Here is a 21,246-nt window from a genome sequence, read left to right as displayed (position 1 = left end):
CGGGCCCCGTCGCATGCAACGGTGCTTTGAAAAGCCAAAGGTGGGCAAAGGCATGCATAGCTATATGATGAGGCTGGCGCGGATCATGGCCATGATCGGCGGCGCGGTCCTCACTTTCTTGATTTTCCTGACCTGTATCTCGATTGCTGGACGCCTGCTCAATGGTGTCTTCCACAGCGACATGCTCGAGGGGCTCGCACCGCAGCTTTCTGAGTGGATGGCTGCGCGGGTTGGCCCGGTGAATGGGGATTTTGAAGTGGTCGAGGCCGGTGTCGCCTTTGCGATCTTCAGTTTTATTCCCCTGTGCCAGATCACGGCGGGCCATGCGGCGGTAGATGTGTTTGCCAACAGTTTCCCGGCCCGCGTGAACCGTATCCTGCGCATGATCACAGAGATTGTGTTTGCGCTTGTGCTGGTGTTGATCGCGTGGCGCTTGGGCGCGGGCACGCTCAGCAAATTTGAAAATGGTGAAACCTCCTTCCTGCTGGAGTTTCCCATCTGGTGGGCCTACGGGCTGAGCCTGATCGCGGCCGTCGTGGCCGCTGTTGTCGGGATCTACATGGCGGTGATCCGCAGCATCGAAGCAATGACAGGCCAGATCCTGATCTGGGACGGCGTGGAGGTACAGTCGTGAGCGCGCTTGAAATCGGTATCTGGTCCTTTCCCGTCCTGATGGGGCTGATCTTTCTGAGGGTGCCTATTGGTCTGTCGATGTTCCTGGTCGGCCTTGGCGGTCTTGTGCTGGTCACGGGGGACACGATCGTCGCCTTTGGCCGTCTCAAGAATGAAACCTACTCGACCTTTTCCTCCTATTCGCTGTCGATCATCCCGATGTTCTTCCTGATGGGGCAGTTCGCAACGCTCGGAGGCATGTCGACCGCGCTGTTCAAGGCGGCGGAAGGCTTTATCGGGCATCGCAAAGGCGGGGTCGCCATGGCCGCAATCGGGGCCTGTGCGGGCTTTGGCGCAATCTGTGGATCTTCGCTGGCGACGGCAGCCACCATGGGGCGCGTGGCGCTGCCTGAGCTGAAGAACTACGGCTATGCGAGCGGGTTTTCGACCGCAACCCTGGCGGCAGGTGGCACGTTGGGCATCCTGATCCCGCCCTCGGTGGTTTTGGTGATCTATGCCATATTGACCGAACAGAATATCGCAAAGCTCTTCTTGGCGGCCTTTATTCCCGGTCTTTTGGCAGCCATCGGTTATGTCATCGCAATCTCGGTCTATGTGCGCCTCTTTCCCGAAAGCGCGGGCACCCGAGAGCCGATCCCGTGGCGCGAGCGTTTCTCGCTCTTGTTTGCGGTCTGGCCCGTGCTCTTGGTATTTGGCCTCGTGGTGGGTGGCATCTATGCAGGCTGGTTCACCCCGACCGAAGGCGCGGCCGTGGGTGCATTGGGCACCGGGCTTATCGCGCTTGCCAATGGGGGGCTGACGCGCCAGACGCTGACCGACAGCTTCATGATCACGGCACGGTCCACCGCGATGATCTTCTTCATCGTGCTGGGGGCGGGGTTCTACAACGGCTTTCTCGCGCTGACGCAGGTGCCGCAGGAGCTCGCAAACTTTGTGGTAGCACAAGGCCTGAGCCCTTGGATGGTGCTTGCGCTCATCCTCGTGTTCTATCTGCTTCTTGGCTGTCTGATGGACAGTCTGTCGATGATCCTGCTGACAATCCCGATTTTCTATCCGGTGATTTCGGCGATGGACTTTGGTCTTGTGTCGCTCCCGGCGATGCAGGCGGATGCTGCGATGGAGGTTCTCCGGGCTGGGGTTCCCGATGGCATGGGGCAGGAGATGCTTGCCTCCATCAAGGATGCGATCGCCAACGGGACAGAACTGACGCGAGAGCAGATGAAGGAACTTGGCATTCGCGTGACCCAAGGCATCGCAAACCGGCTGGAGACAGAATATGTCGCGATCTGGTTTGGTATCCTCACGCTGATCGTGGTCGAAGTTGGCCTGATCACGCCGCCGGTGGGCATGAACCTCTTTGTGATCAACGCGATGGATCCAAAGTCGCGCATGGTGGACACCTACAAGGCGGTTCTGTTCTTCGTGGGCTCCGACCTGATCCGTGTGGTGATCCTGGTCTTGTTCCCGGTGATCACGCTCTTGCCTTTGATGCTGCTCTACTGAGGGCAGCGCATATTAAAAAAAACGCGCGGCCCAGATGGGTCGCGCGTTTTTTTTAGAGTGTCCGGTGATCTCAGCGCCGTTTCAGCGTATCGCCATAGGTAATGGTCGGTGTGAGCGTTACATGTTTCTCGATCTCTGCGTTTGAGTCTTCGAGCTGGGCCGCAATGATTTGTGCCGCCTTCATGCCGATCTCCTGACGGCAAGCATCCATGGTCGCCAGCTGCCGCGGCAGGCCCGCCAGAAGCTCCACTCCGTTAAAGCCCGCAAGACCAATCTGCCCTGGCACGTCTATTCCCTGGTCAATCAGGTGAAGCAGCCCGCCGGCGCCAATCATGTCATTGGAATAATACAGAAAGTCGAGTTCGGGAGAGCGCTCAAGCATGGCTTGGGTCATCTCACGTCCCTTGGCGAGCGCAGAGCCACCCGAATAAAATTCACGATCCTCGATCTCGACCCCTTCTTTGGCGAGCGCTTCGGTGAAGCCTTCAAATCGTTTGCGGGCACGGTGATCGAGGGGCATTTTTGTCCCCATAAACCCGATATGGCTATAGCCTGCTTTCAAGATCGCCTTGGCCATCTCGCGGCCTGCACGGCGGTGGGAGATCCCGACCATGGAATCCACCGGATTGCCGTCCGTATCCATGATCTCCACCACAGGAATGCCCGCAGCTGCGAGCATTGCGCGCGCGGGCTCGGTGTGTTCGAGACCGGCGATAATGACACCCGACGGCCGCCACGATAGCATCTCGTAGAGAACTTTTTCTTCTTTCTCCGGTTGGTAGTCGGTGACGCCAACAACCGGCTGAAGCTCGGTATCCTCAAGCACGCGGTTGATACCGGTCAGAACTTCGGGAAAGACCATATTGGAGAGCGACGGGATGATAACCGCAACCAAATTGACCCGCTTGGAGGCCAGGGCGCCAGCGATCTTGTTGGGCACGTAGCCGAGTTCCTTTGCCGCCTCCAACACCTTTTGTCGGGTCTTTTCAGAGACATCACCGCGATTGCGGAGAACGCGGCTCACGGTCATTTCTGACACGCCGGTTGCATCTGAAACATCACGCAGCGTCAGCGGACGCTTGGAGTCGTTGGTCACGTGCTTGGCCTCTTTGCTTTGTTACAGCGAGGTTATCCAGTCCCACCGGAGGACACAATGGCTGTTGAAGCCCATGATGAGACGCTTGAGCTTGTGGGGTCTATTTGCTATCGCGAAATCCGCTGGCCCCGTGGCTCAACTGGATAGAGCAGCCCCCTCCTAAGGGGCAGGTTGCAGGTTCGAATCCTGCCGGGGTCGCCAGTAAAATCAATAGTTTAGATCGCTAAGAAGGTTTTCTCTTTAGTTCGGTGAACCAGAAGGCGATTCTCGCGGTTCGGTTCAAACTGTGCGTTTTCGTCCTTGCGCCTCTCCGATTACGTCAATGTCCAATGCACCCGCTGCTCTTCGCAGGTAGTCTGGGGAGAACTGGCCGTAGGTGGATCTCGTCACACTCGGATTGGTGTGGCCCAGGTATTGCGCGACCTCATCAATCGGTACGCCAGCTTCGACCATGAACCTGCCTGCTGTGCGGCGAAGGTCATGAGGGGTGCAATGCTCGATGCCTGCCCGCTTTACCGCGGCATTGAAGCCCGTTTTGATGGAGCCAACCTTCCTTCCTCCCCATTCGATAACGTAGGGGGAAACTGCTGCCGATTGAGCGGTCTGCAGAGCTGCAACAAGCGTGTCATTGATCGGAACGGTGGCCCGCCCCTTCTTCGGCCCAATGTCATTTGTAGCGAGCTTGATTACACGGCGCTCCAGGTCCACTCGGTCCCATGTCAACTCCAAGAGCGCGCCAATGCGCCCAGCGGTAGTCAGCATCAAAAGTATCGCCAAGCGAATGTGGGGGTCGATCGCGGCGGCAACCAATGCTGAGGCTTCGCTACGGCTCAGGTATCTATCTCTTGGCGGTGGCATCTTGGGCAATTCGATGTGAGGCGCTGATGTAATCAATCCTCGGCGTGCTGCCCACTTCACGGTTGCGCGCAGGCAGTTCATCTCTGTGCGTATTGTTCCATCCTTCCGCCCTTGGTCGCGGCGGTCCGATATGTAAGCGCGACAGTCCTCGACCGTCACTTGTGCGGCTCCCAAGTGTCCAAATACCGGCAGGATGTTCTTTCCGACCTGCTCGAGTTTGGATGCCTGCCGCCGATCACCCATGTCTTCTTGGTAGGCCTTCCACGCTTGCTCGACGGTAAGGCCGCCTGAGGGTGCATCGGCATAAAGGATTAAGTCGCGCGCCTCTCTCTCCGCAGATTGTCGCGTCTCAGCCGCAAGGCGATAGCGTCTGCGCTTCCCGTCTTCATCATTCCAGATGACGACCCATCGTCCTTTGAGGCGTCCAAGGCGGTAGTCGCGCATTCGTGTTTCTCCACAGCTTCAGCAGTTATGCGATACCCTTTTCCAACCCGGAATGCCGGGAGATCGCCTCGATTGATCATGCTGCGCACCGTTTCGCCAGAGCAACCCCAGCGATCAGCAAGCATTGAAATAGTGAAGGGTCTGGCTTTACCCATTCAAGCGGCCTCCTTCTTCTGGTCCTGTATAGGCTTGGCGTATTCAATGGAGTGCTCCAGATCGTCCCAAGTGCGATTGATCTCGATGAGATCCCCGGATCGTATCGCGCGACGGTGAGCCTCGATGCGCTGGCGCAAGAGCGTTTGCGGGCTCACTGCGAGCCCTCCAGTGCGGCATGGATCAGCGCCTCCGCTGCGTGCCAGTCTTGAACGTCTGTGACTTCCTCACGATCTGCTGCCTGCATCAGGGGGAGGACTGCCTTGCATGCATTCTGCAAGTTTAGGATTTGCTCTGCCTGTTCCGCGCAGGTGCGGGCGCAGTCCTCGACCTGACGGGCAAGGGTGTCACGTTCGGCCAAGAGGGCGCGGATCATGTCCGAAGCTGCCAGCTCGCGACCATCCGCATAGTCGTGCGACAGATCGGAAATCATCCGCTCCACCGCCTCTGTGCTTGTGTCTACTGTGTTGGCCATGTTCATGCTGCCTCTCCTGTATGCTCTGCCGCCCATGATCCAAACTGGTCGGCCCATGCGGCAGCCATCCCAGCGAACGTCTTGCTACGAAACTTCCAGCGATCCGGCCCCGGCGGCGCCCGGTGGATGGCTGACCAGCGCTTGTGATCGTCTGTGCCGGGGCGTGGCGGGGTAAGTTTGTTCGTGGGCACCAGATCGGGCAGGTTGCGCAGGTAGAGCCCTGTCGCCTTGAAGGCCGGATCTCCGAACCACCACGGCTGCACGATTTGAGGCTTGATCCAGTTCCGGATTCGCTCGCGTGCGTGCTTGTGCATCACGGGGTTTTCGACCGCGACATGCGGGATCGGGGCATTTAAGCAATCCGAGAACAGATCCGCACCTTCATCAAGGTCGGCCCACATCTCGGCAAGCGTGCGTCCGGTCGGCGGTTTTGTCAGCCAGCGCACGCCGGAATTGCACAGCCGGGTGCAGGGCGGGTTCGAGACCAACAGCAAATCCCAACCCCATCCCAGCACATTGCGGATATCGTCTTGGATATGCCGGTTCGTCGGCTTATCGGCGTGCAACAGGTCGCACTGCCATGCGTCATGCCCGCGCGCGAGGAATGCATCCAGCGCCACACAGGAGGTCGCGCAACCGATTAGAACTTTCAGTGACTTCATGCTGCGGTCTTCTCTCGCTTGGTGTGCGCCCAGGTAAGGAACTCAGGACGGGGTTTCGGTAAGGCGCGCCATTCGCTGTATAGGCGGGCCGCTTCGTTCTCTTTCTCGGACTCGGTGGGCATCTCAGCGAGGCACGACCGTGCCATCTACCTTTCGTTTCCATTTGCTGCCCTTGGAGCCGGGCAGGGTGCCTTTGGGCTTGTGAGAGCCGTTGTGCTTGGCGGCCACGCGTTTGCACTTGGCGATGGTTGGCACGTCTTTTTTCGAAGTTTTGACTCGATGGCAGCGTTCATGCGCAGGGCGCAGGTTGTCGTCACTGTCATCGCCGCTGATCTCCAGCGGGATCACGTGGTCCGCGTCCCAGCGTTCTCGGGTTCCGTCGATCTTTTCGCCGCAGATGTGGCAAACTCCATCAGCTGCCTTGAAGATCTTTGCGCGGCGGGTGGTGTTCATATGGCGACGGCTCATGCTGCCACCTCCGGCGCAGTCCACTCGACGCCATGCCGGTCGCCGTATTCTTGGATTAAGGTGATCAGGTCCGCCATCTGCTCTTTGTCGAGGCGCGAAGTTCGGAAACCAGCAGGGAAGGGTTGTCCGTTCAAACCGGGTTGCCACATGATCTCGTGGCCGAGGGCATGCATGAATGCGGCCTTCCATGTGTCTGTCGTCCAGAGGCGGCCCTCCGGGGCTGCCCGAGAGATGTCGGATAGCATTGCCCACATTTTCGCGTTCTGATCGACAGTGCGCTTTGCCTTGCGGACATTCACAACTGCGCCCGCTGGCGCCTGGTCGATCAGAGAGCGTGCGAAGTGGCGCTGGCTCTCGCCAACAAGAATCACAGTCTGACCTGCCATCAGTTCGGCCTCGTGATAGTTTCGGCCTTCACGGCGTCATTGAGGATGCGAATGCTCATGCGAAACTCGAGCGCAACCTCTGCAATCAAGGCGTCATGATCTGCGCCTTGAGGCGTGTTCATGGCCGCCTTTTCACGGCGGAAGTATTCGGCAACGGCGGCGCGGGTGGTCATCAGTAGGCTTCCTTTTCGGTCCAGACCTTCACCCCTTCGATCTGCATCGACTTGTGGTTCCGGTGGACAAAGCCTTCGATGAACTCGGTCAGGGCATCGGGATAATTGCGGGCAATCCAGTTGAGCGCATCTTTCCGGCCGCCGCGCGGATTGTCCGCGGTAGGTTCTGTGAAGGCGTAGCGGGTGACGGTGCGCAGGCCCTTCACGGTGTCTTTGTTTGCAGCTGATGCCGCCTTCTTCGCCTCGACTGCTTCCGCCTTAAGGCGATCTGCCTCAACACTAGCCTCATAGTCAGACGCCTGCGCAGTGCGTTCTGCGGCCTCGGCCTCGCGCTCTTTGCGGCGAGCGTCCTCGTATGCTGCGCGCTTGGCGGCTTCTTTTTCCTCTGCAAGCTTGCGCTTGAAGGGATCGACCACGGCAGCGAGACCTTTCAGGCGCCGCTCAATGTCTTCTTTGGTGGGTTTCCAGCGCGCGATCTCGGCCTTCCAGGCGTCATGCAGTGGTGCCGTGGCGGATTTCTCAGCTTTTCCGAGAGCGGATTTTGCCTTGCGCAGATCTTTGATCAGCTTGTCCACGGCCTTCATTTGGTCTTCGTTTTCGACCGGAGTTCCATCGAGCCAATTTTCGGCTTCTGAGATGACATCGCCATAAGGTGCCAGCGCCTCATCGATTGGGTCTGGCGGGTTATTGTGACCTTGCGTTGGGGTGGTTTGGTCCAGCATTCGTCAATCCTCGCTCAGTAGGGAATTTCGTCGTCATCGATCATGGAAGAAGGGGCGGCCGGATTGGCTTTGTGCCAAGTCTCAAGTTCGCTCTCGACGTTTGCTGCCAACTCGGGCGACTCTTTGCGCAATTGCTCTAGCGCTGGCGGAAAGGTGGGGTCTGCTTCGACGGATTTGGCACCGTGCTTCCGGATGCCTGTGATCATCAGGTCAGCCACGCGCTGCGCTTGCGACACGGTTTGTTGCTGGTCCTGTCGGGAACTCTTTTGCTTGGGCTTGTGAGCACCATTCGGTGCAGCACTATGTCCGTCGTCATCCACCTCAGCTGACAGTCCAAGTGCTGCCTTGAGCGTGTAGCGCTGAAGATAGGTCACAGCGCTGCCGACAGCCTGAAAGCTGTTTTTGCCGCCGGAGCCATCAGGCGCACCGGCGAGGGTGGTTTCCTCAGAGTGGCCGTCCGCGTGAGCGACGATGCAGGTGACACGTACGCCGCCTTGCCACTGATCGGTGCGGAACCGGTAGGACAGGCCGTGGCGCGACAGGATAGGATCAATGACCTTTGCAATCCCGGCAAGCGTTTCATGCTTGTAGTGAGTGCGGCCTTTGTTGGTGGTGAAGTCGACCGTCGCGTCTTTCATGATTGGCGGGATTTCTGCGCGGGCATCCGAGAGAGCGCGGGCGAAGGAGACGCGGGCATTCTGCGCATCCATGCGCTCTTTCATTGCAAGCATGCGCTCCAGCTTATCCAGATCTGCATCAGGGTTCATGACCACGCGTTCGATCATTGAAACCATCGGATCGGATGGAACTCGTGGCTCTTGATGGCGGATCTGCGTCACTTCGTTCATGTCGTGTCTCCTTGGAATAAAAGGCCCCGGCGGTTTCGGGTTAGGGAGGAGAAAACCCTCACCGCCGGGGAAGTAGCGGACGCGCAGTGGTGCGCCCGACAGGGAGGTTCAGAGGGGATTAGAAAGGCTGGCGCCGACTGACACTGCGGTCAGGATTGCGACGAAGATCATCAGCGCCCAGAACGTCAGCGTGAGCGTCCAGTTCTTGCGATCAGGGCCGCCATTGGTGGGGGCTGGGTGCTTCCACGGCCCCGCGCTCCAATCGTGACTGCCCCGGCGGCGCGTGTGCGTCGCGTGAGTGGTGGACTTTGCCGCCGGGGTGCGAATGGGGGTGACGTTGGAAAGGTGGGTCATGCCGCGCCCTCCCGGTCGAGAGGGTAGGGATCTCCTACCTGCGCCAGAACCAAGCGGGCTCTCTCCGCGCTTCTGCGACAGCTGGAGGTCCGGGCGATGTCTTCCAGCGCCATTGACAGCCGGTTGACCTGCACGCCGCGCTCATAAGCCACGTCTGTGACTGAGTTGGCGCGCATGCGTGTGTGATTGTCGTGGTAGCTCACTTCTTCAACCTCACTCTGCTGCGATGGGCCAAGCGAACTCGAAGTCGCGCGGCTCGAAGATTGCGTCATCGTCACTGGTGATTGCGTCGCCGCGGTTCAGAGCCTCAGACATCGTGTCTTCCAGCTCACGTTCGGCGCGGAGAAGGTCAGACTTCCCAAAGCGGCGGATCACCTCCTCACGAGAGAGCAATTCAAACTCCCAAGTCTCGGGGTCTTCCATCTGAACGCTGAGGACATCGGCAGTGACATCGTGGCCGCCAGTGAAGCCGCACGTAGTGTCAGCCCCTTCACGCTCAACGAAGAACGCAACCTGTGCCGCGCACTCGATGTCGTCTCCGAGGTAGATCGTTTGAAAGGCTGTATCGCGCATGTCGTGGCTCCCTTTGTTGCCCCGCGATCTGCGCCAGCGGCGCGTCTTCGGTGGGGTTGTTGGGTACACTATATGCACGCTAAGGCGTGCAGTGCAAGTGAAAAAACACGCAAAAGCGTGCAAAATTGTGGCGCATCGCACCCCGGCATGCTACAAAGGGTTTGCCGCTAAGCGCTGCGCTGGGTTCGGATAGCCTTGCCACACCGGCGACTCCGCTCCCGGCGCAGAACTCAAAGCATGATGCGCGCAAAGAAAAACCCCGCCGGAGCAGGGTTAGGGGGAGGGTCTTGGGGTCGTTCCTAATGCACCCTGGCGTGCTGCTCCACAAAACTCATCGCTGCGTTCCTGTCGGCCCCAAAGAAAGGCATGGGAAGCCCTCTATTTTGAGCGCGCATGAAGTTTCGGTTAGATATTCCTCCGGTCCCGATGCGGTCCATCATGGCTATTACCGGGGCATCATCATCGTGCTGCTCACCATATCTGATCAAGGCAGAGAGCAGCTTTTCGTTGGTATTAACCGCAAAAATCAATGCGGCCCTAAGGCCAGAGTTTTTGTGGCGCAGAATGAAGTCGGCGGCAAAATCGGCGTTATCATCTTCACTTATCGAGAACTGGCTTCCGAAACGGTCCTCAAGTGCCTCGCGAACATCCTCTGCGAAAGTGGAGGCTACATTTTCACTTGAAAGCAAATAGAGGTCGCGAGCACGGATTAAGGCGGACAAAAAGCGCGGGGCTAGGTCTTTTAGCCCTTCTTTAGGGGTTGGGTGGCTGCGGATCTGCAGAGTTTCTTCATCGAGGGTTGCGGCACCCTCCGCGAGAATCCCAGAGAACAATTGGGCGCGAACCCCCGTGTCCACAGAGATGCCAGAAGCACGAGCAGTAGCGACAAAATCCCCGTCATCCTCGAATACAAAGCCGTCCGGCGTCTCCCTTACATAGAATATCGCGGGGTCGCCATCAGGCAGGATAAAGCTCGTCGCCACCGCCAAGCCTTCCGGAACCGTCGATACAGACAGGCCGTCGCAAAATGTGCGGCAAAGCTCAGATTTTATAAAGTCCGGGGTCAAAGCGGAAGTTCCTCTTGCGCTATCTTAGCGCCATCTATTCGAAATATAGCTATAGCCGCATTAAAAAACGATGCTTTAGTCCAAGCGACAATCCGTCGGTGTTTTTTGCCATGTTCTGGCCAGCGTTGGGGCAGGTTGATCGACTGGGTTCCTGAGAGGGCGCCGTCTGCGCAGTCGGTATGTGCGTGCAGCCCAGCCTGTCCGGGTTGATCTTCGAGCCTAACAAGAACCGCCCATTCACCACCCGGCCTTTTCTCCATAAGCCAAGCTTTCCATTTTCCAAATTTAGGAGAGGCCTCGAACAGGCAAACGAAGTCTTCACCATCTTGTCCGGTCAATCGGAGTGATCGCCACTCCCACCCAGGGCGCGCCGGTTTTGACTTCGGATAGACAGGAGCGTTCCGCGGGCCAATTTGGGTGTTGCGCCAATCGGTATCGGCCTCAACTACTTTCTTAATAGAAACTTTTTTGCGAACCACCCTAGTCAAAATTCACCTTTCTATGTCAGTTACTTAGCCCTGTTTGACGGCAGGGGGTTAAATTACCCCTTGCTGATTGCCGTCTCTGTCCGTGCTTTTAAGTGATCTTCCTCGCAAACTCCGCAGGCCAGTGCAGGCGCACGCGGGCAGCTGTACTTGACCCGACTCGGCAACCTCGGATAATGTGAACATAACGAGAACATAGGGGCATTAATGAATTCTCAAATTATTGAAATGGTACTTTTATTTCAGAAGCTTAGTCCGTTAAGTCAGGCTCTCGTTCTTCAGAGGTTGAGTGAGGACTCGCAGGCTCCGTTGATGAAAGTCTCTCCATCAAAGATACCACGTTTTGACGAGCCCCATCGTCAAGGGCAGAAACGAGTTTCAGAAACTCGAGGTCGGCTCGAGACAGGCGAAATCCAGTAATCACATAGAAGTCCGCGCCCGGCCCCAAGGTTTCAAGTAACCGAGCCAATTGGCTGGCGCGAGGATCCTTTTTATCCTTCAGTAACTGCTGGACAAAATTCGGGCCGCACTTTGCGTCTTCGCTAATTTTCCTGAGGCTTCGGGCATCCTTACGGATGACCTCTTCGAGCCGTGTGTGCCAGTCTTCTTTCATGCACATTTTATAACACGCGGGAGCGTATTCGGCTCTAACGTTATAGCGTGTATTGACCTGCACGCGATAGCGTGTAATGTGCTTCGTATGAGCAAGCTTCTTACCGACATCGAAACTTTCATTGAGGAAACCGGGCTCTCTGAGCATCGGGTCGGCATCCTTCTGGCTAACAACGGTCGCCTTGTCCCGCGCCTTCGAAGCGGCGGGCGTATTTGGCCGGACACAGAGCGTTCGATCCGATCCGCTTTGCGCGCCGAGCGTGCTCGCCGGGCCCGCAACACCGCCGCCTAACCCTCTCTCTATGCCTAATACCGCTTCCATACATTCAAGTTGGGCGCGGTGAGCTCGAACCCCAAGGAAAAGGCCTTTCCATGCAGCCTAAGATCGCCGCGCAGATGTTTGACAACCTCGTGACCCAAGTGGGTGGCAAGGAAGCCGCAGCGTCTGTCATCGCCTCGGCCGTTGGTCATTCGATTAGCATCGGCACTCTCACGAAGATCAAGAACGGGCAGCTCGAGGTTCCGCTTCTCTGGGCTTGGGCCCTTATGGATGCCACTCGAAATAACTGCTTCGACATCTACCGCGCGTCCTCCGTTCGTGATGGGGGAGAGACATGCCTCTACGCGCTTTCGGGTGAAGCCTCCGAAGAGGGTGGCCAGGCGGTGTGCGCCGGTATCCGTGCCGCGCAGTCTGGCGATGCGGGCGATTACGCAGCCGCAGTCGTGGAGGCGCGAGAGGCCTCGGCAAAATTCGATGAAATGGCCGTTCGGTTCGAGGCGCTGGCCGCGGGCGTCACCCCCATCAGGAAGGCCTGAGACATGGCTGATCCGGTACGCGGCAGCAGCGTGAAACTCGAAGGCGAAGATCTGGTCATCCGCATGCCGAAGGACCGAGCGCAGAGCTTGCGTGTCGCTCTCGCTGAGTGCCCCTGTAGGGCCACCAAATCAAACGCCACGCAGAACATCCGATCTGGTCTTTCCATGGCGATTGGACGGGCGATTTCTCCGAAGCCTGTACAGCGCAACCCACTGTACAAGACGGAGGATTGATCAATGCTGGATGACCCTCTCACGGCCATTTACGCCAAGGTACAAGCGCAGCAGGAAGCCGAGGCGCGCAAGATTGCCGCAATCGCCGCGCACATCGGCCACAACGGCGGCCCGAGGATCGAAGCACCCTTCGGTATTGACGCCCCGTGGCTGCGCTATGCGGACGACGCGGAACTCTCGCGCCTCGCCACCCTTGAGCCACGCATCGAGCGCAAGAAGCTGATCCTCGCGGAGACTATCGCTGAGCGCACACGGATCATGAACCGCTGCATCCGCCGGATGCGTAGAGCCGCGGGGAAGGACTGATGGGAAAGCGTAGTAATTTCAAGCGCAGGCCTCAGGACAAGTACCACACCTTTGATGCGCGGGCCGCATCTGCGCTTGCTCCGCATCTGCGTTGGGGTTGCCGTTTCTGGGAGCCGTGTGCCGGCGCTGCGGATCTGGTGCGAAACCTCCAAGCCTTTGGCGCCGAGTGCGTCGTGGCAACAGATATCAACCCGGAATGCGAAGGCGTCTACCGGCTGGATGCAATGGCGACCACCGCTGAGGATGTGGAGGCAACAGGTGTCACGGATATCATCACCAACCCGGTTTGGTCCCGCGCCCTTCTGCACGCCATGATCCTGCATTTCTCCGCCATGCGGCCCACTTGGCTGCTGTTTGACGCGGATTGGATGCATACCCGACAAGCGGTCCCGTATTTGCCTTATCTTCGCAAGGTCGTGTCGGTAGGCCGCCTGTGCTGGATCGAAGGCACCAACCAGACGGGCAAGGACAACTGCGCATGGTACCTCTTCGACCAGCGCAATACGGGCCCGATCGAATTCGTTGGGCGGGCAGTGCAATGAGCAACATCGTTCGCCTCCCTTGGCCTCCACGCCAGCTTTCCCCAAACGCAAGATGTGACCGCCGCGCAATCGCTGGCATCCGCCAGCGCTACCGGGAGACATGCGGCTGGGAGGCGAAGGCCGCCAAGCTTCTTCCCGGCACTCACATTGCGATCCGCTTCTGCCCTCCTGACAGGATCCGCAGAGACGTGGACAACATGCTTGCAAGCATCAAGAGCGGCCTGGACGGCGTGGCAGAAGCTATCGGCCAAGACGACAGCGAGTGGACCACTCACACCCTCAGCCGTGGACCGGTTGAGAAGGGCGGGGCGGTCTACATCGAGATTGGAGACCAGTCATGAGCGGTTGGTTCGCAGTCAGCAAGGACGTGTTTGACGATCCGGTATGGAAGAAAGAGCCCATGTCGGAGCGCGAGGCCTATTTGTGGCTTTGCCGGAATGCGGCCTGGGAAGACACAGTTCATCGGGTCGGAACCGAGATGGTGGATTGCCCCAAGGGCTGCGTATTCATCACTCTGCGCGAATTCCAGCATACTACATGTTGGGGTTCAGACACCAAAGTTCGCAACTTTCTACTACGGCTCGAAAACGCAGGGCTAATTGAACGCACGGTACATGGCAAAAAGAACGCACCAAAAACGCGCGTAAGTATCTGTGAGTATGCGGAAATTTCTGACAGTGACGCGGAAGAAAACGCACCAAAAACGCACCGAGAACGCACCAAAAACGCAGTAAACAAACAAGGGAACAATAAACAAACCTCAGAAGCTAAAGCTTCTTCGGGTGATTGTTCCTCGCCGCATCCTGCCAACGATCAGTCTATTGCGGTTTCTCGCTACAACGACGCAGCCGAGGCGGCTGGCTGGCCGAAGATCCAGAAGCTGTCGCCGAACCGATCCCGCCAACTCAAAGCCCGTCTCGCCGAGTGTGGCGGCCCCGAGGGTTGGGAGGTGGCGCTGCGCAAGGCATTCGACAGCGATTTCTGCCGGGGGCGCACTGCCAAGCCGTGGCATGGCTTCGGCTTCGATTGGCTCATCAAATCCCAGAATTTCACAAAACTGATGGAGGGCAACTATGACAACCGCACTCACCGCCCCGACAGAGCAGAAGCTCCCCACGGATCCGAAAACCGGTCTGACGCTGCCTTTGAGCAAGCACTTAGGCTCGCAGGACTTGGCCAAGCATAGGGCTATGCTGGCGATGGAATGCGAGTATCTGGCCAAGAAGTTCGACCGCTTCGGCTGGGAGCGTGAGCGCAATACACCGGCGCAAGACCGGCAGAAGCTCGATTTCATGGATGCGCTCCAGGACTTCCCGCTGTCAGAGGTGCAGGCCGCCTGCCGCGCTGCTGTCCTGGCCAACCCGAACCGGATGCCGAACGAGGGCCACGTCCGTGCTGAGATCCTGCGTGCCCGGTCCAGCCGCGTCGCTGCCGCGCCCGCCGCCGCTTCCCAGCCCGAACCGAAGCGGAAGCGCATCGACGGAGCCCGGGCCAGCGAAATCATGCGTGAGATCGGCTTCACCCCGCACCGGATGGGTGACCCGTCGTGAGCGCCCCGGAGACATGGCCCGAGATCCTTCGCCGCCACGAGCTGGAGAAGATGCGTGCGATCCACGCTCATATCGACAGCAGCCTTCCCAAGGCGGCGGCCAAGCTTGAAATGAGCCAGGCAGCACTTGGCTCGTACATTTATTCCCGTGACCTTCGCTGGAACCGCGCTTCTCTGGAGGCGGCATATCCCGAACTAACACCCAAGGAGGCCGAATGATGGCTGGATCGCTGAACAAAGTTATGCTGATCGGTAACCTTGGCCGCGATCCGGAAGTTCGGACCTTCCAGAACGGAGGCAAGGTCTGCAACCTCCGCATCGCGACCTCTGAGACCTGGAAAGACCGCAACACGGGCGAGCGCCGCGAAAAGACCGAATGGCACTCCGTTGCGATCTTCAATGAAGGTCTGGTTCGCGTGGCCGAGCAATACCTGCGCAAAGGGTCAAAGGTCTATGTCGAAGGCCAGCTGCAGACCCGCAAGTGGCAGGACCAGAGCGGTCAGGACCGCTATTCAACCGAGATCGTGCTGCATGGCTTTGGCTCCACGCTGACCATGCTGGACGGTCGCAATGGCGATGGTCAGTCCCGCGATGACGGTGGATATGGCGGCGGTCAGGACAGCTGCGGCGGCAACCGGGGCGGTGGATACGGCTCTGGCAGTCAAAGCATCGATGACGATGAGATTCCGTTCTGATGGCTATGAGAGGACGCCCGCTGAAAAACCGCATGCCCCCAGAGTTCTGGGAGCGCGTCGAGGTCGCCCTCGTTGTTGGTCAGGTCACGTTCACTGAGTGGTCAGCAAGCATCGGCAAGAGCTGCGCCGCAGTATCGAGCCTTCGCGCGCGTGGCACCAGACCACCGGATGAATACATAGACGCCCTCTGCGCTCTCACCGGATGCACGCGAGAGTTCCTGTTCAATCCGGAACCCGTAGACCTCAGCAAATAACCAAAGGCAGGAGACAGGCAAAATGACGAACACATACGCCATCAATACCACGCGCGGGAAAGAGTTCGCTGTTCGTGATGACCTCAAGGCGATGGGCGTCAACCCGTGGGTGCCGGTGCGACTCGGTAGCCGATACGTGAAGGAGAAGCGCTCTGCAGTATGGTATGACGCAGCGTATGTGCCGAAGCTCATGTTCGCCGTCATTCCGGCGATCATCTGGCGTGATGTGCTGGAGCACAAGCACGTTATCGGCAAACCTGTGGCGCTGTCTCGCCTCGACATCGAGGGAATCCCGGGGCATGTGAAGAAGTCCACCGGTGCGGTAGTGCCTCCAGTTCCGGGTCTGAACGACTTCCGCCGCGCCGTGGAGGCCGAATATGCAGATGCTGAGCGTGCTCGCGCCAACAGTGAATACCAATGCCAGTTCAAGCCCGGGCAGGCCCTTGAGCTTCTTTGCCCGCCTTGGGAAGGTTTTTCCGCGACATTTGCCAAGGTTATCAAGCACGCGCACGACGATTACGCCAAGCTGCGGGTCGAACTTGAGATATTTGGAAGGGTGACACCACTCGATGTGGACCCTGATCGAGTTAAGGGGGTGGCGTGATGATCGCGGCGTTGAACAGAACATGGGCGGCACCATTTGTCGTCATGAACGCGTGTTGGTTCTTGCAATCCGAATTCGCCCTGGGGATGTCGTGCGGCGCCATGGCTGCATGGATATGGTCGGCTTTCGTAATTGGTGAGAACTCAACCTCTTGATGCATCTTTTAGATGTGGTATGCTGGGAGTGTAGCTGGATCCCCGGATTTCGGATCTGGGCAGCGGCATAGGGATGCGGTGCGCCGGGATGGCAATAAGTCGCTTCCAAAGTGCTACGCATTTCACGAATGATATCCGTTTTCTGGCCGGTGCTGACGTATGAAACACCAACCCGTGCGGTTGGGTCATGCTACCCGGAAGGGCGCTTGGACAGCACCGCCCTGAGCGCGGCAGGAGTGAAGGGTCTCCAGTTGTAGGAAAGCGCCGAGTGCTACGTGCTAGGTAATCTCGGATAGCCGGTATCAAGCCCGGCCCGCGCTCAAAAATACCCTCACACCATTCCTCCCCAGTATCACCCGCCACTGGTCAAAGCCCTGCATGCGCTAGAGCGTCAACAGCAAGGTGTAGAGGGGTCATGGCATTATCCTGCTGAATGCAGGGCGGCGGGAACAGTTACACAAATAGAACCAGAGCGCAGCGGGTTGATACCCGATCATGCGTTGGTTGGTTGGACTATCTCAATAAAAACACTCAGCAAGAGGCAGCGACCGCTCAAACCGGCGCTGATGAGCGATATGGCGAATAAAATAGAGGGCGAAAATAACCTCACGCACAAGGGTCGAGGCCGCCCCAAGGGAAGCCAGAATAAGACCACTGCGACAGCAAAAGCGATCATTGAGGACGCTGCTGATCGTCTTGGTGGCGCTGATCGCCTGGTCGCATGGGCGCAAGAGGCACCGGAAAACGAGCGCGCGTTTTGGGCCACGATCTACCCGAAGCTTCTCCCCCTGCAGGTCAATGCCAAAGTTGCCACCACAGTAATCCGCAAGACTGTGTACGAGGCCAAGCCTGACTGAGGTAGAGCTGGAGTTCCGGGTCCGGTGGTATCAGCAGCAGTTCCACCGCGCACTTGTCGAACGCACGCATGACCGCCTCATGGCAATCTGGCACCGGCGCGCTGGTAAGGACGAGATTGTCCTAAACGCAATATCGGAGCTGTCGGAATCGAAAGTCGGAGCCTATTGGCACTGCTTCCCGGAGTATAAGCAGGCCCGCAAGGCCATCTGGAACGGCATCAACCCGCGCACTGGTCAGAGGCGCATTTTCGACGCCTTCCACCCGTCGACCATCGTTCGGATGCAGGACGACGATATGTTTATCGAGCTGTCCAGCGGATCGACGTTCCAGCTGCTGGGATCAGATCGGTATGACGCCACGGTAGGATCTGGTCCTGTTGGGATTGCCTATTCAGAGTGGGCCCTCAGCAATCCGAGCGCTTGGGCATACCATTCGCCAATGATCCGAGAGACAGGTGGGTGGGCCGCCTTCATCACCACCCCGCGTGGCAACAACCACGCCAAGACGATGTATGACAGCGCTGTTCAGAACCCGCGTTGGTTCTCGCAGTTGCTGTCGATCGAGGAAACAGGGGCGCTATCCGCAGCCGATCTGGATGAGGCTCTGAGGGAGTACCAAGACCTTCACGGGATAGAACTCGGCCGGTCGTTCTTCGAGCAGGAGTATCACTGCAGCTTCGCTGGGGCGATGGTTGGGGCCTACTTCGGCGCAGAGATGTCTCGAGCGGAGCGCCAGGGCCGCATGATGCCCATTCCAATCGACCCCTCCAGACCTGTCCACACGGTTTGGGATCTCGGCAAGGCTGTCAATAACCCGATCTGGTGCTTCCAGGTATACGGCAATCGGCCCCTGATCGTAGACTTCTACATTCCGGAGACTGACGACCTCGAAGACTGGTGCGATTGGCTGAATGAGCAGGGGTATCACGGGAACGATTACGTTCCGCATGACGCCGCGAACACCGAATGGGGCACGAGCAAGACCCGCATCGAGAGGCTGGTGGCAAATAAGCGCAAGCCGGTTCGGGTTGCCAAGGTCGCCGTCGCGGACGGCTTGCAAGCGGGCAGGCACGCGATCAATCAGGCGATTTTCCACAAGGGTGATGATGCCCGCGGCAAGCGCGTGGCTCACGGTGTTGATGGCCTCAAATCATACCGGCGAGAGTGGAGCGACGAGCTCAAGACCTTCCGGGAGATTCCAGTGAAGGACTGGGCAGAGCACATCGGCTCCGCTTGGAGGTATCTCGGACTGTCTTGGCGCATGCCCCCAGAGGTCAAGAGAGAGCCGCCGAAGCCTCGACCACAGCCCGGGCAGGTGCATATCGCCCCGCCGGACCTCAACGAGAACTCAAAGCGCACGAGGCTGTAAATGGACGCAGACACACAGCACCAAGAGCCGAGCGCGTCGAAGCCTTGGCTTGATGCCATCGAGGAGGCGGAAAAGGCCTTCAACGTCTGGAATGAGAAGTGCGACCGTATTGATGAGCTCTACGCCAATCTGAGCAAAATGGCTGATGCGCGAGGGGACCGGCAGTTCCAGATTTTCTGGTCAAATGTCGAGATCATGCGCCCATCGGTTTATCAGCGAGCTCCGCAGCCTGTTGTTATGCCTCGCCACAGCGACACGGGGGAGATCCCGCGCAAGGCCTCAGAGCTTGTCGAGCGGGCGCTTGAGTACGATGTGGAAGCCGATGACCTGCACGAGACCCTGCTTCTTGTGCGTGATGATCTGTGCCTTTCTGGGCGCGGCGTGCCCTGGGTTCTGGATGACGCGCGCTGCATCCACGTAGATCGCCGCGACTTCCTACATGAACCAGCTCGAAAGTGGAAAGAGGTCAGCTGGGTCGCCCGCCGCGCCTACGTGGGGCGTGATGAGGGCGTGAAACGCTTTGGTGAGATCTTCCTTGATGCGAAACGGGAAGAGATCGGCAACGACAGGGGTGATGACTACCAATCGACTGGCCGCAAGGCTCAAGTTTGGGAGATCTGGTCAAAAACCAGCGGAACGGTCGTGTGGGTAACTGAGGGCGTCGATACTGTTCTGGATGAGCAGCCGCCCCTATTCGATGTGAAGGGCTTCTTCCCCTGTCCAAAGCCAGCATATGCCACTGTTGAGCGCGGCACCCTGAAGCCCATCCCCGATTTCGTCTATTACCGGGACCAGGTTGATGAGATCAACGAGCTGACTGCTCGCATCAGCGGTCTCGCAGAGAGCTTGCGTCTCAAGGGCTTCATTGCAGCTGGGGCTAGCGAGGTGGCAGACGCCATCGAAACAGCGATGAAGCAGACTGACAACAAGGCAATCCTGATCCCGGTGTCCTCGGCAGCAGCGATGGGGGGCAAGGCTCTCCGTGACGCGATTGTGTGGCTTCCCGTGTCTGAGGTGGCAGGTGTAATTCAGGCATGCATCGAGCTGCGCAAGCAGTTGATCGATGATGTATATGAGATCACCGGATTGAGCGACATCATGCGCGGGGTGACACAGGCTCAAGAGACGCTCGGAGCTCAGAATCTCAAAGCCCAGTTCGGCAGCGTCCGAGTTCGCGAAAAGCAGTCTGAGATGGTGCGTGTCGCTTTGGATGTGCTGCGCATCAAGGCTGAAATCATGGCAGAGAAGTTCGATATTGGCGAACTGATGCAAATGGCAGGAATGCAGCTGCCAACCGCACTGCAGGTCGAGCAGATGATGGCCCAAGCACAGCAGTCAGGCCAGCAGCTTCCCCAGACTGTGACGGTCGAGCAGGTGGCTGCGCTTCTCACGGATCAGCGAACCCGCCCGTTCGCTATGGAGGTCGAGACAGACAGCACGATCGCGCCCAATGAGGCTGCAGAAAAGCAGAGCCGGACTGAGTTTTTGACGGCTGTTGGCGGATTCATCTCTCAGGCAGCGCCTCTGATCCAGTCACAGCCAGAAGCCGCCCCGTTCATGGGGGAGATGTTGCGCTTTGGTGCCGGCGCTTTCCGCGCGGGCCGGGATCTGGGGGGCGAGATCGACCAGTTCGTGGAGACGGTGAAGCAGAAGGCAGCGCAAGGGCAGGGGCAGCAGCCGAGCCCCGAGCAGATCAAAGCGCAGGGGGAGGCTCAAAAGCTGCAGGCGGACATGCAGGTCAAGCAGACAGAGTTGGCGCTCAAGGAGCGCGAGCTCGCTCTGAAGGAGGCGGAGGTTTCGGCCAAGCTGGAGGCGGGCCGCTATCAGGTCGACCTGAATGCAGCGCTGAAGGCGCAAGATCAGCGGATCAAACTGCAGGAGCTTGGCGTCAAGCAAGACGAGCAGCGGCTGAAGGAGGCTCAGGCCGAGATCGACGCGATGATGCAGGTCGCAGAGGTAGAGCTTGAGCGAGACCAGCAGCGCCCGGTGGGGATTGGAGATAACTGATGCCAACGTTTTTGGGTCAAACCGTATCGCAGGCTGAGTTTCAGCGGCTCAAGGCGCACTATGAGGAAATGGCGTTTCAACGCCGTCCGGCTCAGGGACAGCTCTGCGCCCCTATGTTGATTTCGGACTGCCAGAACGCTGTTCAGTCCATGACCAACGGCCAAGTCTATGACAGCAAGAGCGAGCTTCGGAAGGAGTACCGGCGCGCGGGCGTGATTGAGGTTGGCAATGACGTGCCCACCAAGCGCGCCACTCCGAGCCGGGATGAGCGCGACCAGCGCAAAAAGGCGCGTCAGGCCAGCGTGGGCAAGGCGCTTTCACAGGCGGGGTTTGGAGCCCCGTAAAC

General features: G+C 58.5%; 32 protein-coding genes and 1 tRNA gene. 18 read left to right on the top strand and 15 right to left on the bottom strand.

Features of this window, described 5'->3' with window-relative positions; all coding sequences use genetic code 11:
• Positions 1–52: 52 nt before the first annotated feature.
• Both ACZ1HH_RS16720 and ACZ1HH_RS16715 read left to right on the top strand, forming a co-directional pair.
• A complete protein-coding gene (locus ACZ1HH_RS16720; RefSeq protein ID WP_168610180.1) occupies positions 53–634 on the top strand; it encodes a TRAP transporter small permease in 582 nt (193 codons plus the stop codon).
• Complete coding sequence (locus ACZ1HH_RS16715) at positions 631–2,136, top strand: TRAP transporter large permease (RefSeq protein WP_011536749.1); 1,506 nt, start codon at positions 631–633, stop codon at positions 2,134–2,136. Before ACZ1HH_RS16720 ends, ACZ1HH_RS16715 begins: the two co-directional genes overlap by 4 nt.
• Positions 2,137–2,206: 70 nt before the next feature.
• On the opposite strand, the gene ACZ1HH_RS16710 is transcribed toward ACZ1HH_RS16715, so the two are convergent.
• Positions 2,207–3,232, bottom strand: a complete 1,026-nt coding sequence (locus ACZ1HH_RS16710) for a LacI family DNA-binding transcriptional regulator (RefSeq protein ID WP_011536748.1) — start codon at positions 3,230–3,232, stop codon at positions 2,207–2,209.
• A gap of 124 nt (positions 3,233–3,356) precedes the next feature.
• On the opposite strand from ACZ1HH_RS16710, the gene ACZ1HH_RS16705 reads away from it, so the two are divergent.
• Positions 3,357–3,433 (top strand) — tRNA-Arg (locus ACZ1HH_RS16705).
• A gap of 78 nt (positions 3,434–3,511) precedes the next feature.
• Here the strand turns inward: ACZ1HH_RS16705 and ACZ1HH_RS16700 are convergent.
• The 14 genes from ACZ1HH_RS16700 to ACZ1HH_RS16635 all read right to left on the bottom strand — a co-directional run bounded on the left by ACZ1HH_RS16700 (position 3,512) and on the right by ACZ1HH_RS16635 (position 11,834).
• The gene (locus tag ACZ1HH_RS16700; RefSeq protein ID WP_472635628.1) at positions 3,512–4,489 is read right to left on the bottom strand and encodes a tyrosine-type recombinase/integrase; all 978 of its coding nucleotides are present in this window, start codon (positions 4,487–4,489) and stop codon (positions 3,512–3,514) included.
• Positions 4,402–4,659 carry a helix-turn-helix domain-containing protein gene (locus tag ACZ1HH_RS16695; RefSeq protein ID WP_472635627.1) on the bottom strand — a complete coding sequence of 86 codons (258 nt, stop codon included), beginning with the start codon at positions 4,657–4,659 and terminating at the stop codon, positions 4,402–4,404. Before ACZ1HH_RS16695 ends, ACZ1HH_RS16700 begins: the two co-directional genes overlap by 88 nt.
• A gap of 30 nt (positions 4,660–4,689) precedes the next feature.
• Positions 4,690–4,845, bottom strand: coding sequence for a hypothetical protein (locus ACZ1HH_RS16690; protein WP_472635427.1), 156 nt, complete (start codon positions 4,843–4,845; stop codon positions 4,690–4,692).
• The gene (locus tag ACZ1HH_RS16685; protein WP_472635426.1) at positions 4,842–5,162 is read right to left on the bottom strand and encodes a hypothetical protein; all 321 of its coding nucleotides are present in this window, start codon (positions 5,160–5,162) and stop codon (positions 4,842–4,844) included. Before ACZ1HH_RS16685 ends, ACZ1HH_RS16690 begins: the two co-directional genes overlap by 4 nt.
• A gap of 2 nt (positions 5,163–5,164) precedes the next feature.
• Complete coding sequence (locus ACZ1HH_RS16680; RefSeq protein WP_472635425.1) at positions 5,165–5,824, bottom strand: hypothetical protein; 660 nt, start codon at positions 5,822–5,824, stop codon at positions 5,165–5,167.
• 123 nt (positions 5,825–5,947) lie between these two features.
• Positions 5,948–6,292 (bottom strand): HNH endonuclease, encoded by a 345-nt coding sequence (locus ACZ1HH_RS16675; protein ID WP_472635424.1) that lies wholly within the window; start codon positions 6,290–6,292, stop codon positions 5,948–5,950.
• Positions 6,289–6,678: a recombination protein NinB gene (locus ACZ1HH_RS16670; RefSeq protein WP_472635423.1), complete on the bottom strand. Its 390-nt coding sequence runs from the start codon at positions 6,676–6,678 to the stop codon at positions 6,289–6,291. Before ACZ1HH_RS16670 ends, ACZ1HH_RS16675 begins: the two co-directional genes overlap by 4 nt.
• A complete protein-coding gene (locus ACZ1HH_RS16665; RefSeq protein ID WP_472635422.1) occupies positions 6,678–6,851 on the bottom strand; it encodes a hypothetical protein in 174 nt (57 codons plus the stop codon). Before ACZ1HH_RS16665 ends, ACZ1HH_RS16670 begins: the two co-directional genes overlap by 1 nt.
• Positions 6,851–7,573, bottom strand: a complete 723-nt coding sequence (locus ACZ1HH_RS16660; RefSeq protein WP_472635421.1) for a hypothetical protein — start codon at positions 7,571–7,573, stop codon at positions 6,851–6,853. The genes ACZ1HH_RS16665 and ACZ1HH_RS16660 overlap by 1 nt, the downstream gene beginning before the upstream one ends.
• 14 nt (positions 7,574–7,587) lie before the next feature.
• Positions 7,588–8,421 carry an ERF family protein gene (locus ACZ1HH_RS16655; RefSeq protein WP_472635420.1) on the bottom strand — a complete coding sequence of 278 codons (834 nt, stop codon included), beginning with the start codon at positions 8,419–8,421 and terminating at the stop codon, positions 7,588–7,590.
• Positions 8,422–8,529: 108 nt separating this feature from the next.
• On the bottom strand, positions 8,530–8,775 hold the full coding sequence (locus tag ACZ1HH_RS16650; RefSeq protein WP_472635419.1) for a hypothetical protein: 246 nt from the start codon (positions 8,773–8,775) through the stop codon (positions 8,530–8,532).
• A 213-nt stretch (positions 8,776–8,988) separates the two neighbouring features.
• Positions 8,989–9,348, bottom strand: a complete 360-nt coding sequence (locus ACZ1HH_RS16645; RefSeq protein ID WP_472635418.1) for a hypothetical protein — start codon at positions 9,346–9,348, stop codon at positions 8,989–8,991.
• A 299-nt stretch (positions 9,349–9,647) separates the two neighbouring features.
• Complete coding sequence (locus tag ACZ1HH_RS16640; RefSeq protein ID WP_472635417.1) at positions 9,648–10,415, bottom strand: DUF1828 domain-containing protein; 768 nt, start codon at positions 10,413–10,415, stop codon at positions 9,648–9,650.
• A gap of 735 nt (positions 10,416–11,150) precedes the next feature.
• Complete coding sequence (locus tag ACZ1HH_RS16635) at positions 11,151–11,834, bottom strand: hypothetical protein (RefSeq protein ID WP_472635416.1); 684 nt, start codon at positions 11,832–11,834, stop codon at positions 11,151–11,153.
• 50 nt (positions 11,835–11,884) lie between these two features.
• Between ACZ1HH_RS16635 and ACZ1HH_RS16630 the strand changes: the two genes are divergently transcribed.
• From ACZ1HH_RS16630 to ACZ1HH_RS16560, 15 genes are all read left to right on the top strand, one after another.
• Entirely contained in the window at positions 11,885–12,328 is a 444-nt protein-coding gene (locus ACZ1HH_RS16630) for a hypothetical protein (RefSeq protein ID WP_472635415.1), read from the top strand.
• Positions 12,329–12,331: 3 nt separating this feature from the next.
• Positions 12,332–12,562 carry a hypothetical protein gene (locus ACZ1HH_RS16625; protein WP_472635414.1) on the top strand — a complete coding sequence of 77 codons (231 nt, stop codon included), beginning with the start codon at positions 12,332–12,334 and terminating at the stop codon, positions 12,560–12,562.
• 3 nt (positions 12,563–12,565) lie between these two features.
• The gene (locus ACZ1HH_RS16620) at positions 12,566–12,868 is read left to right on the top strand and encodes a hypothetical protein (RefSeq protein WP_011539008.1); all 303 of its coding nucleotides are present in this window, start codon (positions 12,566–12,568) and stop codon (positions 12,866–12,868) included.
• Positions 12,868–13,410, top strand: a complete 543-nt coding sequence (locus ACZ1HH_RS16615; protein WP_472635413.1) for a class I SAM-dependent methyltransferase — start codon at positions 12,868–12,870, stop codon at positions 13,408–13,410. Before ACZ1HH_RS16620 ends, ACZ1HH_RS16615 begins: the two co-directional genes overlap by 1 nt.
• Before the next feature lie 188 nt (positions 13,411–13,598).
• Positions 13,599–13,751, top strand: coding sequence for a hypothetical protein (locus tag ACZ1HH_RS16610; RefSeq protein WP_472635412.1), 153 nt, complete (start codon positions 13,599–13,601; stop codon positions 13,749–13,751).
• Positions 13,748–14,596 carry a hypothetical protein gene (locus ACZ1HH_RS16605; protein ID WP_472635411.1) on the top strand — a complete coding sequence of 283 codons (849 nt, stop codon included), beginning with the start codon at positions 13,748–13,750 and terminating at the stop codon, positions 14,594–14,596. Before ACZ1HH_RS16610 ends, ACZ1HH_RS16605 begins: the two co-directional genes overlap by 4 nt.
• A gap of 4 nt (positions 14,597–14,600) precedes the next feature.
• The gene (locus tag ACZ1HH_RS16600) at positions 14,601–14,960 is read left to right on the top strand and encodes a hypothetical protein (RefSeq protein WP_472635410.1); all 360 of its coding nucleotides are present in this window, start codon (positions 14,601–14,603) and stop codon (positions 14,958–14,960) included.
• Positions 14,957–15,178: a hypothetical protein gene (locus ACZ1HH_RS16595; RefSeq protein ID WP_472635409.1), complete on the top strand. Its 222-nt coding sequence runs from the start codon at positions 14,957–14,959 to the stop codon at positions 15,176–15,178. Before ACZ1HH_RS16600 ends, ACZ1HH_RS16595 begins: the two co-directional genes overlap by 4 nt.
• Positions 15,178–15,654: a single-stranded DNA-binding protein gene (gene ssb / locus ACZ1HH_RS16590; RefSeq protein WP_044026694.1), complete on the top strand. Its 477-nt coding sequence runs from the start codon at positions 15,178–15,180 to the stop codon at positions 15,652–15,654. Before ACZ1HH_RS16595 ends, ssb begins: the two co-directional genes overlap by 1 nt.
• Positions 15,654–15,908, top strand: a complete 255-nt coding sequence (locus ACZ1HH_RS16585; protein WP_011538142.1) for a hypothetical protein — start codon at positions 15,654–15,656, stop codon at positions 15,906–15,908. Before ssb ends, ACZ1HH_RS16585 begins: the two co-directional genes overlap by 1 nt.
• Before the next feature lie 22 nt (positions 15,909–15,930).
• The gene (locus ACZ1HH_RS16580; protein ID WP_011538143.1) at positions 15,931–16,512 is read left to right on the top strand and encodes a hypothetical protein; all 582 of its coding nucleotides are present in this window, start codon (positions 15,931–15,933) and stop codon (positions 16,510–16,512) included.
• Positions 16,513–17,233: 721 nt separating this feature from the next.
• On the top strand, positions 17,234–17,524 hold the full coding sequence (locus ACZ1HH_RS16575; RefSeq protein ID WP_472635407.1) for a hypothetical protein: 291 nt from the start codon (positions 17,234–17,236) through the stop codon (positions 17,522–17,524).
• A gap of 79 nt (positions 17,525–17,603) precedes the next feature.
• Positions 17,604–18,893: a hypothetical protein gene (locus tag ACZ1HH_RS16570; RefSeq protein ID WP_472635406.1), complete on the top strand. Its 1,290-nt coding sequence runs from the start codon at positions 17,604–17,606 to the stop codon at positions 18,891–18,893.
• Positions 18,894–20,900, top strand: a complete 2,007-nt coding sequence (locus ACZ1HH_RS16565; protein WP_472635405.1) for a hypothetical protein — start codon at positions 18,894–18,896, stop codon at positions 20,898–20,900.
• Positions 20,900–21,244, top strand: coding sequence for a hypothetical protein (locus tag ACZ1HH_RS16560; RefSeq protein WP_472635404.1), 345 nt, complete (start codon positions 20,900–20,902; stop codon positions 21,242–21,244). Before ACZ1HH_RS16565 ends, ACZ1HH_RS16560 begins: the two co-directional genes overlap by 1 nt.
• Positions 21,245–21,246: the final 2 nt, after the last annotated feature.

The organism is Epibacterium sp. HA2-3, from assembly GCF_055693725.2.
This window is presented reverse-complemented; position numbering and strand designations above follow the sequence as displayed.